Genomic DNA, 15,960 nt, shown 5'->3' with positions numbered 1-15,960 from the left:
CGGCTATCCCCGGGTATTGGTTGAAGGACTGTCCAGCATGGTTCGGTCAGGCGGCGGGCGTCTGCTCGGGAAACACGGGTTCGCCGAGATTGAGCATCAGCCGGTTTGCCCACGCGAAAATGGCGATCGAATGGATCAGGTCGAGCATTTCGGCATCCGTCAGACCGGCCTCGCGCAATGCATGCAAATGGTCCGCACTGATTTCGTCCGGGCACTCGGTCAGCGCGGCCGAGAAGCGCGCGATCGCCTGTTCGCGCTCTGTCGTGCCGGCGCTGTGCGGATCGGCGAACACCTGCCGGATGACATCGTTGCGTTTGGCAAGCTGCTCGAAACGCTGGGCGTGCACCGACGCGCAATACACACAGCCGTTGAGCCGCGAAACGACGGTGGTCGAGAGTTCCCGTTCCGCGCGCGGCAGGCCGCCGGGCGCGTACATGATCGCGTTGAACGCGGCGGAGCGCTGCCGCAGGATTTCAGGCTGATGGACGAGAAACCGGTAGTAGTCCGACACTTTTGCCTTGGGGTGACTCTCCTCGAGAACGGCGATCTGTTCGGCGCTGGCATGGTCGAGGTCGACAACGTCGAGCCACGCGGCCCATTCCAGCGATTCGTTCGTGAAGCCGTGCGAACGGATGATGTCGGTCATGATGCGCGCTCCAGTTGCTTCAGTTGCTTTAGGGCTTGCAGACCCGCGACGAGGCGCGTCTGGTACGACAGAAAGGCAATCAGCTGTGCAAGCGCAGCGACGGCGGGCGTCGTCAGTCCGGCGGCGGGCAGCGTCTGCAGCGCGGCCTTGTCGCCCGCGACCGGATTTTCGATCAGCGTGCGAGTGAACGTGAGGATCGCGCGCAGGCGAGGCGCGGAGAGATTCTCGGGCGCCCCGGTTTCCACGATGGCGAGCGTCGCCGCATCGACGTCGTGCGCGGCCAGTTCGGCGCGGTAGTGGGCGGCGAGCGTGGGTGAGGGCGCGAGGCGGCTCGCGTAGAGTGCGACGAGCAACCGCTCGGCAAGCGTGAGGCCGTCGAGCGCGGGATCGAACAGCGCGTCGTAGCTGCCCTGGGTCGCTTCCACGACTTTGGCACGCTGGTGCCGCAATGCATGAGTGGCCGAATTGGGCGCGAGGCCCGCAACGTGGTCAATGATGTCGTGGTTAGTGTCGTATGTCATGGTCAACTCCGGAAAACTCCAGATGGCCGGGGCCGCATGCTTTTGCCCCGGCTCGTGTTCGCGCTGCACGCATCACGCGCTCATTTCGCTTCGCGCTCGGCGAGTGCCGGGGGCGGTGGCGCGGGCGTCCATTCGTCTCCTTCGACTTCCGGCTCGGCGAAGGCCGCCATGTTGGCGTAATGCAATTCGACATCTTCACGATAGAACGTCGCGGCAAGTCCTTGGGCGAGCCGCTTCGCGCCTTCGCTGACGGCCGGGATGTCGCCCGACAGCGCGCCGTGCGAGAGCGTGGCGGGCGCGCAAAAGCAGTGGATGCGTTCGAGCCCGGGACACGCCCCGGGCGTCTTTTCCTGGAACTCGAAGACCGGTCCGAGGTCGGGCGAATCGGCAAGCTCGATGTCGTCGTCGCCCGCGGGCGGCGCGTAGCGGTCTTTCCAGGCGCGAACGTGGCGTGCGAACGGCGCGAATTCGGAGCGGCTTGCCAGATCGGTCCGGAAGCCCGTTGCGAACACCAGGAAGTCCAGTGCGAAGACACCTTTCGGCGTACTGACGAACAGTTCGTTATCCACGGGCTCGATACCGGTGATCGGCGCACCGAGGTTGAATCGCGCGTTGGCGTGGCCCGATACGCGCAGCGTGCTGCCGCGCGGCGGCGGCACCTGTTGCACGTTGATGTAGTGGCGGATCTGCCACTTCCAGTCATCGGACAGCGCGACATGACCGTGCGTGAGGCCAGGATTGCCGGCGCCCTTGCCCTTGTTGATGCGCGGGATGTCCGTGCGGCGGATCAGCAGATCGACCGAGGCCGCGCCCGCTTCGAGCGCGGTCGCTGCGCTGTCCATCGCCGACGCCCCCGCGCCGATGACGCCGACGCGCTTGCCGCGCAGCGTGCCGTAGTCCATCACATCGGACGAGTGGGCATAGAAGCGGCGCGGCAGATCACGCACGAATGCGGGCACGGACGGGCCACCCAGGCCGTCGCGGCCCGTCGCGAGAACCACGTGGCGCGCATGGACGGTCTCGCTGCCGGTGGCGCTCGCGACCGACAGCGCGACGCTGCCGTCCGCGCGTGGCGTGATCGCGGTGACCCGGTGTTCGTTGCGCACGTCGATATCGAGCACGTCGCGATACCAGCGCAGATAGTCCATCCATTGCAGGCGCGGGATCTTGTCGAGCGCGTCCCACGCCTGCGCGCCGAACTGCGCTTCGAACCACGCGCGGAACGTGAGCGAGGGCAGGCCGAGCGCGGGGCCGGTGAGCTGCTTCGGAGAACGTAGTGTTTCCATGCGCGCCGTGGTCGCCCACGGGCCTTCGAAGCCGCGCGGCGACTCGTCGTAGATGACGGTGTCGATGCCGAGATGGTTGAGCGCGGCGGACACCGCGAGCCCGGCCATGCCGCCGCCCACGATCGCGACGCTGATAACGGGGCGGCCGTCGTGGGTGCGTTCGGGTATCCAGCGCTTCGCCGGCAGTTCGAGCCACGCGAGATCCTCGCGCAGACGGGCTTCGAGCGCGGCGAGACCCGCAGACGATGGGGTGATCGGATTCATTACGGCAAAGATTCCTTGGCGGCGGGCAGATCGCCATACAGCGACTGCAGGACTTGGGCGTGCTCGGCGCTCGCGCGCAACGCGAAATCGGGGAGCACGGCACGGGCTGCGTCGGCGAGCGCGTCGATGAGCGTTGCGGCCACGGGCGGCAGCGCGATGGCATCGCGCGAGATCACGCCGAAGAAATACGGAATGTCGGCGTCGATCGGGCGAATCGCGACGTCGATGAGCGGCATGCCGTAGGCCGTGACCGGTTCGAGCACCGAGATGCCGAGACCGGCGCGAACCATGGTGAGCGCGTTCATCGACGAATTCGTTTCGATCAGGCCGGCAGGCGTGACGTCCGCCTGCGCGAACGCGTGGTCGAGCCGGCGGCGCAGGCGGTAGGGGTTCTGCATCGTGACGATGCGCCGGCCCTCGCAGGCCGACAGCGGCAGCCGGTCATGGCGCGCGAGCGGATCGTCGTCGCGCAGCGCCGCAACGCACGCGGATTGCCCGATCCAGTGCACGACCACGCCGCGGTGTTCAAGCGGCAGGCTCGCCACGCCGATGTCGGCCGCGCCGGTGAGTACGGCGTGCACGACCTGCTCGGGCGGCACGCTGCGCAGCTGGATGGTCTGCGCGGCGGAGGCAAGACGGGTGTGCGCGAGCGCGGCGGGCACGAGGCCGGCGGCGAGGGCGGAGGTCGCGGCAATGCGCAGCGGCCGGCTTTCGCCGCGCGCAATCGCGTCGGCGCGCTTACGGATCTGCTGCAAGCCTGCCAGCACGTGCTCGACGTCCTCATAGAGCAGGATGCCTTGCTCGGTCGGCGTGACGCGCGGGCCGTTGCGTGCGAACAGCGGATAGCCGACCTCGGTTTCGAGTTCCTGGATCAGCCGCGTGATGGCGGGCTGCGAGCGCCCCAGCAGGCGGCCGGCGGCTGTGACGCTACCGGTCGTGATCACTGCGGCGAAGGCTTCGAGCTGGCGGAGTTCCATCTTTCGGGCTGGTGTCGTGGCGCCTGAGAATGCGAATTTCACATTCTCAGGCGTATAGAATGTGTTTACCAAATAATTGATGTTTATATCGTTATTCCGGGATATTGGAAGAAGGGGTTTGCCCTGGTCGGAAGGCATGCCGCGGCGCGTAACGGGAAACACACTCCAATGTGGGTTATCATGTTGATTAATATGCGCATAAATATCCGCATGGAGGATTCAACATGGCACGAGCAGCGACAGCCGGGGCACGCAAGGCGACAAACGTCACGTTGCCCGTCGACGTCTATGAACGGGCGAGAGAGCTGGGCATCAACTTTTCCCGCACCTGTGAGCAGGCATTGAGGGAGGCGATCAGGACGGAAGAAGGTCGTCGTTGGGCACAGGAGAACGCGGAGTTCATCAGGAACACGAACGAATGGATCGAAAAGAACGGGCTTCCACTCGCTGAATACCGGGTGTTTTAATGGCGCGATTCGACGTTTATGCCAATAACAGCAAAAGCAAGGTGAACACGCCGTACCTTGTCGACGTGCAAAGCGACTTGCTCGAGGGATTGACGTCCCGGGTCGTCATACCGCTGATCCGGGCTGACTCGTTTCCGCAGGGGGAGCTTCCTGCGGACTTCACACCTTCATTCGAAATCGGCGGCACCCAATGCATCATGCACCCGGCGTTCATTGTGTCCGTCCCGCTCAGCGAGCTTGGTCCGAAGACCGGTTCACTACGGGAGCACCGGGATCGGATGACCGCAGCGCTTGATCGTCTGCTGGGCGACTACTGATCGCAGGACGCGCTCCTTTTTGCGCTACCACGAGAATGAAAACATTCCTTCTTTATGTTGCGACGGCGGTAGCCGAGATCGTCGGCTGCTATCTGCCCTATCTTTGGCTCAGAGAGGGCCGCAGTGCGTGGCTACTGATCCCCGCTGGGATCTCACTTGCTGTCTTTGCCTGGCTGCTTACGCTGCACCCGTCTGCTGCCGGGCGAGTCTACGCGGCTTACGGTGGCGTCTATATCGGCGTAGCTCTGGTTTGGCTTTGGCTTGTCGAAGGAATCCGGCCCAACGGATGGGACTGCGCGGGGGTTGCGCTGGCGCTCGCAGGAATGGCGATCATCGCCTTTCAGCCAGGCTGATAATACTCACACTCATTTCTGCCCAGGATTTCTGGAGCAGATCACCGGCGGACAATTCCGGCGACTATAATTTTTGCTCGGCACGTCCGCGCGAGACGCACATTCAGTGAATCAATCGTGGAGCGGCCCTAAACCTCAGAAGGTTCCATGGAATCCGCAAACGAACTGGTCTATGTAGTCGACGACGACAGGCGGGTGCGAGAAGCGCTCTCGACGCTGCTGCGCGCAAACGGCAAAGACGTGCAAGCTTTCAGTTCCGGTGAAGCGTTTCTGGACACGCCGCGTCGAAATGCCGTTGCCTGTCTGATCCTCGATATGAGCATGCCGGAGATGAATGGGCTGGAAGTGCAGAAGCTTGTCGGCACGGACGCCACGATTCCCGTCATTTTCATTACAGGACGGGCTGATGTACCGTCCGTCGTGCTGGCGATGAAGGGCGGGGCGGTGGACTTTCTCACGAAGCCCGTCAATGAAGACGCGCTGATGCGCACCGTGGACGCGGCCCTCGCGAAGGCGCACGTTCTTCGCAGACAGGTGCAGGATGCGGCGGCGCTCCAGGCGCTCTATCAATCGCTGACGCCGCGTGAGCAGGAGCTGTTGCCGTTGCTCGCACGCGGTCTGCTCAACAAGCAGGTGGCGGCGATGCTAGGCATCACTGAATACACGGTGCAGGTGCATCGCGGCCATATCATGAGAAAGATGCAGGCGGATTCATTTGCCACGCTCGTGCGGCAGGCAGAAAAGCTGCAACTCGACACCTCGCCGACCACCACGTTCGAAGCCTGAAGCCAGCGTTAAACCTTTGAGAGGCTCCATGAGCTGGAGTCTCCTGAGAATCTGGCTGCCCGGATGTACCGCCTCACGCGTTCGCGCGTGCGCGCGGTCCGCGTGGTCCGCGTGGTCCGGTTTCGCGCATGAACATCGCAAGCACCACCGCGAGCACGATGCCACCGAGCAGCCACGATCCGGCTGCACGAAACACCGGCAGGTTCATCGCCCCGCCGTTCGCGAGATGGGCGAGCAGCTTGCCGTACACGGGCGTGAGCAGTGCGCTGAAGGTGAACACCAGGAAATTGATCGCGCCGCTGGCGCTGCCCTTCACATTGTCCGGATTGACTTCCTTGATGATCGTGTACGGCAGCATGGCCGCACCGGAGCCGATGCCGAGCAGCAGGCCGAGCACGTAGTGTGGCGCCACACCGGCCGGCAGATAGAAGATGCCCGCAGCCGACACCAGCATCAGCAGTGCGCCCGCGATCAATACCGGCTTGCGGCGGCCCAGCCGGTCGGACAGGTAGCCCAACAGCGGGCAGCCGATCACCCAGCCGAGCGGCACCATGCTCGCGCGATTGACGGCTTGCGTATAGCTGGCTTCGAGACCGTTGCGCAGGAAGGGAATGCCCCAGATCATGTCGCCCACCGTAGTCGGCAGGAACAGCAGGCCAGCGCAAAAGCCGCAAAGATACGACTGCGGGTTGGACAGCACTTCCTTGTACGGTGCGAACATCTTCAGCCATGAGCCCCGGCTGGCTGGGCTGTCGTCATGGGCTGCCGGCGTCGCGACGAGCACCAGCACGGCGATCACAAAGATGACGAGGCCGGACAGCCACCAGAACTGCTGCCACGTGATGAGGCCGTGAATCAGCGGCGCAACCGCGAACTGACCCGCGGAGCCGCCCAGCATGCCGAAGCACTGGGTGAAGCCGACTGCCGTCGCGAGCGAACGCGGCGGAAAGCCGTGCGTGGCGAGATATACCGCGCCGATGAACCCGCATGCCGAACCCGCACCTTGCAACAGGCGGCCGATCTGCGCGGCCTCCACGCTGCCCAGACCGAATAGCGCCGCACCCGCTGCAACGAGAACGATGCCGGCTGGAATGACGGCCTTGCCACCGAACCGGTCGAGCATCGCACCGCAAACGATGGAGAACAGCGCATAGGTGTAGTAGTAGAGGCCGACGAGTGCGCCCACACCCAACGCATCGCGGGCGAACGCCGTACTCAACTCGGGAATCATCACGCCCGGCGCGGAGCGCAGCATGTACTGCATGAAGTAGAACGCCGCACAGAAAAGCCAGGCAATGACGAAGCCCATGTGTATGGGCTCGCGGTCTGACGAAATATTTACGGGGGTCGCGGCTTTGCTGGACATGGCTCGATCTCCATTGTCTGGATAACGGTCCCTCCCTCTTCGGAGCGCACTACCGGAACAGATTGACCTTGGCGAGATCGATGAGCTGCTGGCCTCGACCGTCCATGACGGCACGCAGCGTAAACAGCCCAAAGTGATAGGCCTGGTCAGCGGTGGTCACGGGAGGCATGACGAGCTCCTGACGCGCGCTCACTACGTCGACGAGAGCCGGACCCGGATGAGCGAATGCTTCGCGTAGCGCTCCTTCCAGTTCCGCGGGGTGCTCGACGCGCACGCCTTTGATTCCCATCGCATTGGCCATTGCGGCGAAGTTCGGATTTTTCAGGTCGCATCCCGTATCGACGAATCCACTGGCCTTCATTTCCATTTCCACGAAGCCCAGCGTGCCATTGTTGAGCACGACGACTTTGACCGGCAGACCCGTTTGAATCAGTGTCACGAACTCGCCCATCATCATGGTGAAGCCGCCGTCACCCGACATCGAAATCACTTGCCGGCCCCTGAAAGCGGCCTGCGCGCCGATCGAGTGCAACAGCGAATTGGCCATCGAGCCATGATTGAACGAACCGACCAGTCGTCGTTTGCCGTTCATCTTCAGGTATCTCGCCGTCCATGCGATGGGAGTGCCGACGTCGCAGGAGAAGATGGCATCGTCGTTGGCGAGTTCGCTGACGAGCCGGGTCACGTACTGCGGATGGATGGTGCTGCTGCCTGCTTCCGGCTCTGCGAGCGCATCCAGACTCCGGCGAGCCTTGCGGTAATCGTCGAGTGCGCGACTCAGGAAGTTGCCGTCCGCTTTTTCCTGAATCATTGGAAGAAGTTCCTTGAGCGTATCCTTGACTGTGCCCAACACGCCGAGTTCCAGCGGACATCGGTTGCCGAGCGCTTCGGCTCTCGTATCGACCTGCGCGATGGTCACCTTCTCCGGATAGAACTGACGATAAGGGAAGTCGGTGCCCAACATCAGCAGCATGTCGCAGCTCTTCATCGCCGAATAGCCGGAGGCGAATCCGACCAGACCCGTCATGCCCACATCGAACGGGTTGTCGTACTCGATGTACTCCTTTCCTCGCAGGGAGTGCACGATCGGCGCCTGCAGCTTGCGGGCAAGTTCCACGACTTCCGTATGGGAATCCCGGCAGCCGGCTCCGCAAAGCAACGTCACTCGCGACGACTGGTTCAGCAGGCGTGCGAGTTTCGCGACGTCGTCGTTCGATGGGTGAATCACCGGCGCGGAAGGCACGCTCCAGTTCGGCACCGGTTTGCTGAGAGCGCCGAGTGCCACATTTCCGGGTATGACGACCACGGCGACGCCTTTGCGCGCAACCGCCGTCCGCATCGCACGGCCCAGGATTTGCGGGAGTTGATCTGGATTACTGACGAGTTCGACGTAGTGACTACATTCCTTGAACACGATTTCAGGGTGGGTCGCCTGAAAATAGTCGATGCCGATTTCCGTGCTCGGGATATGCGCGGCGATAGCGAGAACAGGAACGCCACTCCGATGGCAATCGAACAAGCCGTTGATCAGGTGCAGATTGCCCGGGCCGCAGCTTCCGCAGCAGACTGCGAGTTGACCCGTCAGATGAGCCTCGGCGCCGGCGGCGAACGCCGCGCTTTCCTCATGCCGCATGTGAACCCATTCAATCGAACCGTCCCGGCGCAAGGAGTCCGTGAAGCCATTGAGTGAATCGCCCACTACCCCGAACACGCGCTTGACTCCGGCATTTACCAAAGCGCTAACCATGTAGTCGGCCGCTATCGTCGCCATTTCACATCTCCATAGGTTGAAAAAGACTACGGATTGGATGCCTGCTCAGGGAGACACGATCGCTCCACATGTTCGTATTGGGATTGGAGACGTGCCGGATTCCCGATAGTAGGCGGCGGGCCGCAGGGCGGCTATTACATGAATCTGCAATCACCCGCACCTTTCAGTTACCGCACAGAGAAACCCTGGACTTCCGGTTGGGTGTGACGGCTGCCTATCCCCCATCGCTCGCGTCGCCTGTCCCCCGAAAGGGGGATGCCGTGCCACGACGCCCCGCGAGACCATGCGTGCAACGGATGGGAATTGAGCTGATTCGCCCAACTCATCCAGAGGCTCGACCGACGCATCGATCTGCATCGATCTGCATCGACCCGCACTGCACCGCAAGTGCGCGGACCAACCGACGAGCAGCAGTCGCACTTACAGCGCCGGCCCGTTCGTCGATCGAATCCGTGCGCCCGATACTTTCAGATAAATTACCGTGTTAGCCAACGTACCCAGGATCAGCAGCGATTTGCGGGAAAAGACCGCATCTCTCGCAGCAGATCTGTCGCTTGTCGTCGAACGCGCACTCGAGACACTGAAGTCGCTCGACGGCTACAGATTGCTTCCGCCTCCTGCCATGCAGGACGTCGAGGATTCGATCGCTCTGTCAGCCAAGGTGTGGTTCGAGATGCTTTTGTCGGGCGAACCGCCATCGGCCCGGGATATGGCTGTCTTCCGCGAAATCGCGCAAAGACGCGAGCATCAGCGCGTGCCGCTGACGAGCCTGTTGCAGGCGTTGCGCTACGGCCTGCGGGAAATCTGGAGCGCGTACATCGCACTCGGTGAGCTGGACGGAAGGCTCACCCGAGAGTTGCTGTTCGACGTCTCGCTATTCCTTTTCGACTACTTCGATCTGATCGCCCAGATCATTGCCCGCACTTATCGGGCCGACCATCATCATCTGCTCCGGCGGCCCCATTCGGGCATCGCAGTCGAGGACAGCACCCGTCGGCCCGAGAGCGTCCGGCGCGAACTTCTCCAGCTACTCGACGAGTTGTCGAGCAAGCAGCACCTGCTATCCAGATTCGAAGCCGATTCCGCGCGCGAGCAAAGCGGTGGAGAAGCCGCCAACCCGCGCGTGATGCAATTCTTCGGCCTCGACGTCGACATCGACGACACCGCGAAACTGGCGGAGACCTTGCGCGACGCGCAGGACAAGCTTGCCCAGGCATCGCGGATCGCAGCGGCCACCGAATTGTCCGCTTCAATCGCTCATGAGATCAACCAGCCGCTGCAGGCGGTCGTCGCGCATGGGCAGGCTTGCCTGCGCTGGCTGTCGGCCGAGCCGCCCAACCTGGACGAAGCCCGGCTTTCCGCCGCGAATATCGTGCGGGACGGCAATGCCGCATCGGACGTGGTCAGCCGCATTCGGGCACTTTTCAAGCATACAGATCCTGAAATGATCGACCTCGACATCAACAAACTGATTCTTCAGGTGTGCACACTGATGGCTGACGATATCCAGCGAAATGCGGTTTCGCTCGAAACGACGCTAGCCGAAGACGTGCCGAAAATCCGGGCCGACGCGGTGCAGATCCAGCAGGTGCTCGTCAATCTCGTCCGCAACGCGATCGAGGCATTGGCAGCCACCACGGAACGGCCGAAGCTGCTATTGATCCGCTCGCGACGCGACGGGGAAAGCGTGGTGATCGATGTCGAAGATCGAGGTACGGGAATTGCCGACTTCGGGAAGATATTCGAACCCTTCTTCACCACGAAACAGGCGGGCATGGGCATCGGGCTTTCGATCTGCCGGACGATCGTCGAAGCACACGCCGGTCGCATCTGGGCCGTGCGCAATGAGGTCCGCGGCATCACGTTCAGCTTCAGCCTGCCGATCGAAAGCTCAAACACGACGAGGGGCGCCCGCTGACGTGACGCCGGAATGCGCCGGCGGGAGCGCCTATGGAAAACTATCCTCTGCGGAAAGGCGCAGCGCGGCAATCCGTCGAGACAGCACCGCGCGGCCACGAGGTCCGCGCGATTTTACGTCACAGTTTCTTGCAGCGACATTCCATATTCATGTGATGCGGGGTACCTTTTTCTGGCGTTAATGTGAGGCACCGCCACGCCTGCGGTCTCCCGGCGTATCTGCAAGGTGTGATATTGATTCGAGCCACAGAGACGACTTTGAAACGACACATGCTGCTCGCCAGAGGCCGATGCTCACAGCGTGCAATCGGCATGGCGGTGACTGCCGCGATCCTGATGTCGGGATGCACGAACGCGCCATCGATTGGCGTGCTCGGCGCGTACTTTCCCGACTGGCTGTTCTGTATCGTCGCGGGAGTCGTGCTTACGATCATCATTCATCTGATTCTCGGGCGTTTGCAGGCCAGCCATCTGATCCGGCCTGCAGCGGTGGCGTACCCCGCGCTTGTCACTTTCCTTTCACTCGCTGTCTGGTTGATGCTGTTCCAGCATTGAATCTCCTCCGGCTAATGCAATGGCGACGACTCCCAGCACGACAAAGAAGAAAGCATGGCCGGTCATCGTCCTGGTGGTGGTGACGCTGTTGCTGGTGCTATTCGTCATTCGCCAGCTGGACCGCGCGCCGCGCACCGACGACGCCTATGTCTACGCGGATACGATCGACGTCGTGCCCGAAGTCAGCGGCCGCATCGTCGAGCTGGCCGTGCGCGACAATCAGGCGGTGAAGCAGGGTGATCTGCTGTTCCGGATCGATCCGCGTCCGTATCAGGAAGCGCTGGCGCGCAGCAACGCGTCGCTCGTCGCACTCGACCGCCAGATCGAGCTGACCCAGCGCACGGTCAATGCGCAGCAATACAACGCGCAGTCGGTGCGGGCGGCCGTCGAGCGAGCGCGCGCCGCGGCCAGTCAGGCGTCCGACACGCTGCACCGCATGGAGCCGTTGCTGTCGCATGGCTATGTGTCGGCGGAGGACGTCGACCGTGCGCGCACCGCGCAACGCGCCACCCAGGCCGAACTCAGCGCCGCGCAACTGCAGGCGCAGCAGGCGGCAGCGGCGGTGAGCGGCGTCGACGCGCTGGTCGCGCAACGAGCCGTCATCATGGCGGAGATCGCGATTGCCGAACTGAACCTCGAGTTTGCGACGGTACGCGCGCCGTTCGACGGACGCGTCGTGTCCCTGAAGACATCGACAGGTCAGTTTGCAACGGCGCTCAAACCGGTCTTTACGCTGATCGACACGCGCCACTGGTATGTCGTGGCGAACTTTCGCGAGACCGAACTCAAGGGCGTCAGGGCGGGCACGCCCGCCACGGTCTATCTGATGAGCGATACCAGCCAGCGCTTCCAGGGCAGCGTCGATTCGATCAGCTACGGTATCGCGTCCGATGAAGCCGGCCTTGCGTTGCCTGGCGGATTGCCGCGCATTCAACGCACGCTCAACTGGGTCCATGTCGCGCAGCGCTTCCCGGTGAAGATCCGCGTCGATCATCCGAACCCGGAGCTGTTTCGCGTGGGAACGTCGGCGGTCGCCGTGCTGGAACCCGGGCGCGGCAACGACGGCGAGCGCCATTGAGAGGCGCCCATGACCACCGCCGACTATCTGCCCCGTATGCCCGATATGCTGCGCGATGCGGGCGCTTTCCTCACACGCGAGCTGGCGCCTTTCCCTGGGCGTCTCAATGTGATGCTGCGTTGCATGCTGACGAGCGCCATCGTGATAGTCGTGTCGATGGCGCTCGAGGTGCCGTCGCTCGCGCTGTCCCTGCTGGTGGTGTTCTACGTCACGCAGTCGAACGTGGTGGTCACACGGCTGGTCGGCGTGATGTTCATCGTTGGCTCGACGCTCGCCATCGGTCTGTCGATCCTGCTGCTCAAGTTCACGTTCGACTATCCGTTGCTGCGCATCGTGACCGCGAGTCTGGTGTTCCTCGGCAGCGTGTACCTGATGCGGGTACTGAAAATCGGCGTGGTGTTCTTTATCGTCGCGATCGTCGTGATCTACGTGCAGAGTTTCGTCGACCAGACCGATCAGGCCGACCTGCTGATTCGCGCGGTGCTGTGGGTGTGGGTGTCCGTCAATTATCCGATCGCACTGACGCTCGTGGTCAACACGTTGCTGCTGCCCGCCGAACCGCAATTGCAGCTCAAGGCGGAGATCCATCGGCAACTGGCGGCGCTGGACGCGTGCCTGACGCAGTTGATCGACGGCACGACGCACGCCGGGCCGATCACGCTGGCGGCCGTCCAGCAAGGCGCGCTGACGCTGCAGAAGCTGCTGCGGTTCACGACGATGCGTGATGCCCACTATCGCGAGCATCAGGCGTTGCAGCTTGCGTGCATTGCGACCGTGTCGCGTCTTTATCGCGGAGCGAGTGATTTGCCGCCTGGTTGGCAACCCGCATCGGCCGCGCAACGGGCGATGTTGCTCGAGTTGCGCGCGAATGGCCGCGCGCTCGACGAAGCGGTGATGGCGGGCGCTCCTTATCGCTACGTGAGCACGGCGACACCGGAAGAGCGTAATGTGGCCGACGCGATTCCCGCTGCCGCCGACATGCAGCGGGCGCTGCGCGCCTTCGCCGATCTGGTCGGAAGCGCCACGGCAGCGAGCAAGCCGCCCGCGAGCGAACCGATGGTCGCGCCCGACGCATGGACCAATCCCGCGTACCTGCGCTTTTCGCTGAAGACGCTGCTCGCCGTGCTCGGCTGCTACGTGTTCTACAACGCCGTCGACTGGCAGGGCATTCACACGATCATGCTGACCTGCCTCGTCGTCGCGCTGCCGAGCCTCGGCGCATCGACACAGCGCGCGTTGCTGCGGGTGAGCGGGGCCAGCATCGGCAGCGCGCTGGCACTGTTCATGGTGGTGTTCGTCGTGCCGCATCTCGACGACATCGTCGGTCTGCTGCTGATGACGCTGCCCGTGGTCGCGCTCGGCGCGTGGATCGCGGCCGGCTCGGAGCGGATCGGCTATGCCGGCATTCAGGTGATGTTCACCTTCTCGCTCGCGCTGCTCGAACAGTTCGGTCCAACCACGAACCTCACGGAAATCCGCGACCGCATGGTCGGCATTGTGCTGGGTGTCGGCGTGGCGACCTTCGTGCAGATGTCGTTCTGGCGGGAAGGTGAGGGCGACGCGCTACGGCGGAAGCTCGCAACCCTGCTGCGCGCGATTGCCGCGCAACTGCGCAGCACGCAGGCAGACGCCGGGACGCGCGGTGCGTTACCCGATGTGCTGCCCGATGTGCTACCCGAGGCGCAGCGCCAGTTGCAGACGTGGGCCATGCTGGCCGATTGCGAGGCGATGCTTTCGCGTGTCGCGCTCGAACCCAACTGGCAGGAAGGGGACGGGGAACAGGAGCAACTGACATTGCGCGCACAAACGGTTCTCGCGCAGGGACGCGAAATCATGCTGGCGGGCGATGCGTTGCATAGCGCACAAGCAGCACAGGCGGCGCAAGCGGGATCGCCGAACCCGCGAACGGTCGATGCCGTGCGCGCGGCACAGGAACAGGCGTGCGTCGAACTCGAGCGATACGCGGATCAAGTTGCGGACAGCCCGCCCGACGCCCGCGCGCCGCAACGCATCGGGATCGCCGCGCAAGCTGTCGAACCGGCTGACGGGTTGCTGATCGCCGCCGCGGACGAGCTCGCGCGGCAGGTCGCGGGCTTGCCGGACTGGCGCGTCGACGCAGCCGTTGCGGCGACCGCTTCACCGGCGATGCGAACATGAAAGCGCGCTCGGGTGTACGCAGCCGGCGATGGCGTCGCCGCTTCCTGTTCTTCTGCGTCGCATGGCTATCCACCATGCTGCCGGGATGCGCGCTGATCCACCACAACGGCAAGCCCTATGCCGAGATTGCGCCCGAGCAGATCAACCTCGCGAGCGACATCCACCTCGCGCGCGACGGCTGGCCCGATGCGCGCTGGTGGACGCGCTATCACGATGCGCAGCTCGACGCGCTGATCGATCAGGCGCTCGCCAATGCGCCGACGATGGTGATTGCGCGCACGCGCGTGGCGCAGGCGAAGTCTGACGTGGAGCTCGCCGCAGCGGGATCGAGTCTACAGGTGGCCGCGCTGGCGTCGCTGGATCGCACTCACGTTTCCGCGAACGGTTTTCTTGGACCGTTCGCGAAGAACGAACCCGAAGCGGGGCTGACCGGGCCGTGGTACACCGAGGGCATCGTCGGGCTGGGCGCAAGCTACGACATCGATCTCTGGGGCAAGCAGCGCGCGCAGATTGCCGCGTCGCTCGGTGTCAGCAACGCGCGTCTTGCCGAGACGTCCGCGGTCGAACTCGAAATCTCGACGGATGTCGCGCAGCTTTACTACGGCATCCAGACGACTTATCAGCTCATCGACCTGCTGAACGAATCGCATGCGATAGCGATGTTCGCGGTGCAGGCACACGAAGCGCGTGCGGCGCGCGGTGTCGAATCTCGCACCCCGCTCGAAGAAGCACGGGCGCAGCAACTGGCCGTCGAACGGCAGATCGTGTCGGCGCAAGGGCAGATCAAGCAGCTTCGCGAATCGATGCGGGCGCTGGTCGGCGCGGGACCCAACGGCCTGCCCGCCATCGAACCTGTCTCGCTGCCGCGCTCGCAGGCGGCGCTGCCGGCGACGCTTTCCTACGAACTGCTCGCCCGGCGCCCTGACCTGCAGGCGATGCGATGGTACGTACAGGCATCGTTCAGCCGGATCGATGCGGCGAAGGCGGCGTTCTATCCGAGCTTCGACATCAAGGCATTCTTCGGCTTCGACGCTTTGCATCTCGCGGATCTCTTCACGCACGCAAGCCAGCAGATCAACCTGATTCCGGGCCTGTATCTGCCGATCTTCGACGGCGGCAGGCTCAACGCGAACCTGAGCGGCGCGCGCGAGGGAAGCAATCTGTTGATCGAACAGTACAACCAGGCCGTTCTCGACGCGGTACGCGATGTCGCGCAAGCCGGCAGCCGTCTGCAGGCTCTCGATACGGAGACCGGGTTGCAGACGCAACGGATCGAATCGGTTGCGTTCGAGAGAGACAGCGTCGAAGCCTCTTACCGGCGCGGACTGACGAGCCAGCTCGCGGCGCTCGAAGCGCACCAGCCCGTCATCGCGGCACAGGCTGAACTGCTCACGCTCAACGCTCAGACGCTCAGCCAGGAGATCGCGTTGACGAAGGCGCTCGGCGGCGGCTATCGCGCCGACCCGCCCGTCGAGCTGAAACCGCGCTGAACGGCGCAC

General features: G+C 63.5%; 15 protein-coding genes. 9 read left to right on the top strand and 6 right to left on the bottom strand.

The features are described 5' to 3' along the window. Window positions 1–46: 46 nt before the first annotated feature. The 4 genes from B9Z01_RS00835 to B9Z01_RS00820 all read right to left on the bottom strand — a co-directional run bounded on the left by B9Z01_RS00835 (window position 47) and on the right by B9Z01_RS00820 (window position 3,694). The gene (locus B9Z01_RS00835; protein ID WP_085480373.1) at window positions 47–646 is read right to left on the bottom strand and encodes a peroxidase-related enzyme; all 600 of its coding nucleotides are present in this window, start codon (window positions 644–646) and stop codon (window positions 47–49) included. Then, window positions 643–1,167, bottom strand: coding sequence for a CMD domain-containing protein (locus B9Z01_RS00830; RefSeq protein WP_085480372.1), 525 nt, complete (start codon window positions 1,165–1,167; stop codon window positions 643–645). The genes B9Z01_RS00835 and B9Z01_RS00830 overlap by 4 nt, the downstream gene beginning before the upstream one ends. Before the next feature lie 80 nt (window positions 1,168–1,247). Beyond that, window positions 1,248–2,717: an NAD(P)-binding domain-containing protein gene (locus tag B9Z01_RS00825; RefSeq protein ID WP_085480371.1), complete on the bottom strand. Its 1,470-nt coding sequence runs from the start codon at window positions 2,715–2,717 to the stop codon at window positions 1,248–1,250. After that, on the bottom strand, window positions 2,717–3,694 hold the full coding sequence (locus B9Z01_RS00820) for a LysR family transcriptional regulator (protein ID WP_085480370.1): 978 nt from the start codon (window positions 3,692–3,694) through the stop codon (window positions 2,717–2,719). The genes B9Z01_RS00825 and B9Z01_RS00820 overlap by 1 nt, the downstream gene beginning before the upstream one ends. Window positions 3,695–3,918: 224 nt before the next feature. Here B9Z01_RS00820 and B9Z01_RS00815 point away from each other — a divergent pair, with 224 nt between their 5' ends. From B9Z01_RS00815 to B9Z01_RS00800, 4 genes are all read left to right on the top strand, one after another. Continuing rightward, a complete protein-coding gene (locus B9Z01_RS00815) occupies window positions 3,919–4,161 on the top strand; it encodes a type II toxin-antitoxin system CcdA family antitoxin (protein WP_085480369.1) in 243 nt (80 codons plus the stop codon). Beyond that, entirely contained in the window at window positions 4,161–4,478 is a 318-nt protein-coding gene (locus tag B9Z01_RS00810; protein WP_085480368.1) for a CcdB family protein, read from the top strand. Before B9Z01_RS00815 ends, B9Z01_RS00810 begins: the two co-directional genes overlap by 1 nt. 35 nt (window positions 4,479–4,513) lie before the next feature. Continuing rightward, entirely contained in the window at window positions 4,514–4,831 is a 318-nt protein-coding gene (locus B9Z01_RS00805; protein ID WP_085480367.1) for a YnfA family protein, read from the top strand. 147 nt (window positions 4,832–4,978) lie between these two features. After that, window positions 4,979–5,617 (top strand): response regulator transcription factor, encoded by a 639-nt coding sequence (locus tag B9Z01_RS00800; RefSeq protein WP_085480366.1) that lies wholly within the window; start codon window positions 4,979–4,981, stop codon window positions 5,615–5,617. 73 nt (window positions 5,618–5,690) lie between these two features. Here B9Z01_RS00800 and B9Z01_RS00795 read toward each other — a convergent pair whose 3' ends face one another. After that, window positions 5,691–6,983, bottom strand: coding sequence for an MFS transporter (locus tag B9Z01_RS00795; protein ID WP_085480365.1), 1,293 nt, complete (start codon window positions 6,981–6,983; stop codon window positions 5,691–5,693). 49 nt (window positions 6,984–7,032) lie between these two features. After that, window positions 7,033–8,754, bottom strand: coding sequence for a ubiquinone-dependent pyruvate dehydrogenase (gene poxB, locus B9Z01_RS00790; RefSeq protein WP_085480364.1), 1,722 nt, complete (start codon window positions 8,752–8,754; stop codon window positions 7,033–7,035). A 514-nt stretch (window positions 8,755–9,268) separates the two neighbouring features. Here poxB and B9Z01_RS00785 point away from each other — a divergent pair. The 5 genes from B9Z01_RS00785 (at window position 9,269) to B9Z01_RS00765 (ending at window position 15,951) form a co-directional block, all read left to right on the top strand. After that, window positions 9,269–10,672 carry a sensor histidine kinase gene (locus B9Z01_RS00785; RefSeq protein WP_244195894.1) on the top strand — a complete coding sequence of 468 codons (1,404 nt, stop codon included), beginning with the start codon at window positions 9,269–9,271 and terminating at the stop codon, window positions 10,670–10,672. 269 nt (window positions 10,673–10,941) lie between these two features. Beyond that, complete coding sequence (locus B9Z01_RS00780) at window positions 10,942–11,226, top strand: YtcA family lipoprotein (protein WP_244195893.1); 285 nt, start codon at window positions 10,942–10,944, stop codon at window positions 11,224–11,226. Between the two features lie 19 nt (window positions 11,227–11,245). Next, entirely contained in the window at window positions 11,246–12,304 is a 1,059-nt protein-coding gene (gene mdtN / locus B9Z01_RS00775) for a multidrug transporter subunit MdtN (protein ID WP_085480362.1), read from the top strand. Between the two features lie 9 nt (window positions 12,305–12,313). Beyond that, window positions 12,314–14,461 (top strand): FUSC family protein, encoded by a 2,148-nt coding sequence (locus B9Z01_RS00770; RefSeq protein WP_085480361.1) that lies wholly within the window; start codon window positions 12,314–12,316, stop codon window positions 14,459–14,461. Then, the gene (locus B9Z01_RS00765) at window positions 14,458–15,951 is read left to right on the top strand and encodes an MdtP family multidrug efflux transporter outer membrane subunit (protein ID WP_085480360.1); all 1,494 of its coding nucleotides are present in this window, start codon (window positions 14,458–14,460) and stop codon (window positions 15,949–15,951) included. Before B9Z01_RS00770 ends, B9Z01_RS00765 begins: the two co-directional genes overlap by 4 nt. Window positions 15,952–15,960: the final 9 nt, after the last annotated feature.

The sequence above is a fragment of the Paraburkholderia susongensis genome, assembly GCF_900177725.1.
Classification (GTDB): domain Bacteria; phylum Pseudomonadota; class Gammaproteobacteria; order Burkholderiales; family Burkholderiaceae; genus Paraburkholderia; species Paraburkholderia susongensis.
The sequence above is the reverse complement of the archived record's forward strand: the minus strand, read 5'-3'. Positions and strand labels throughout refer to the sequence as shown.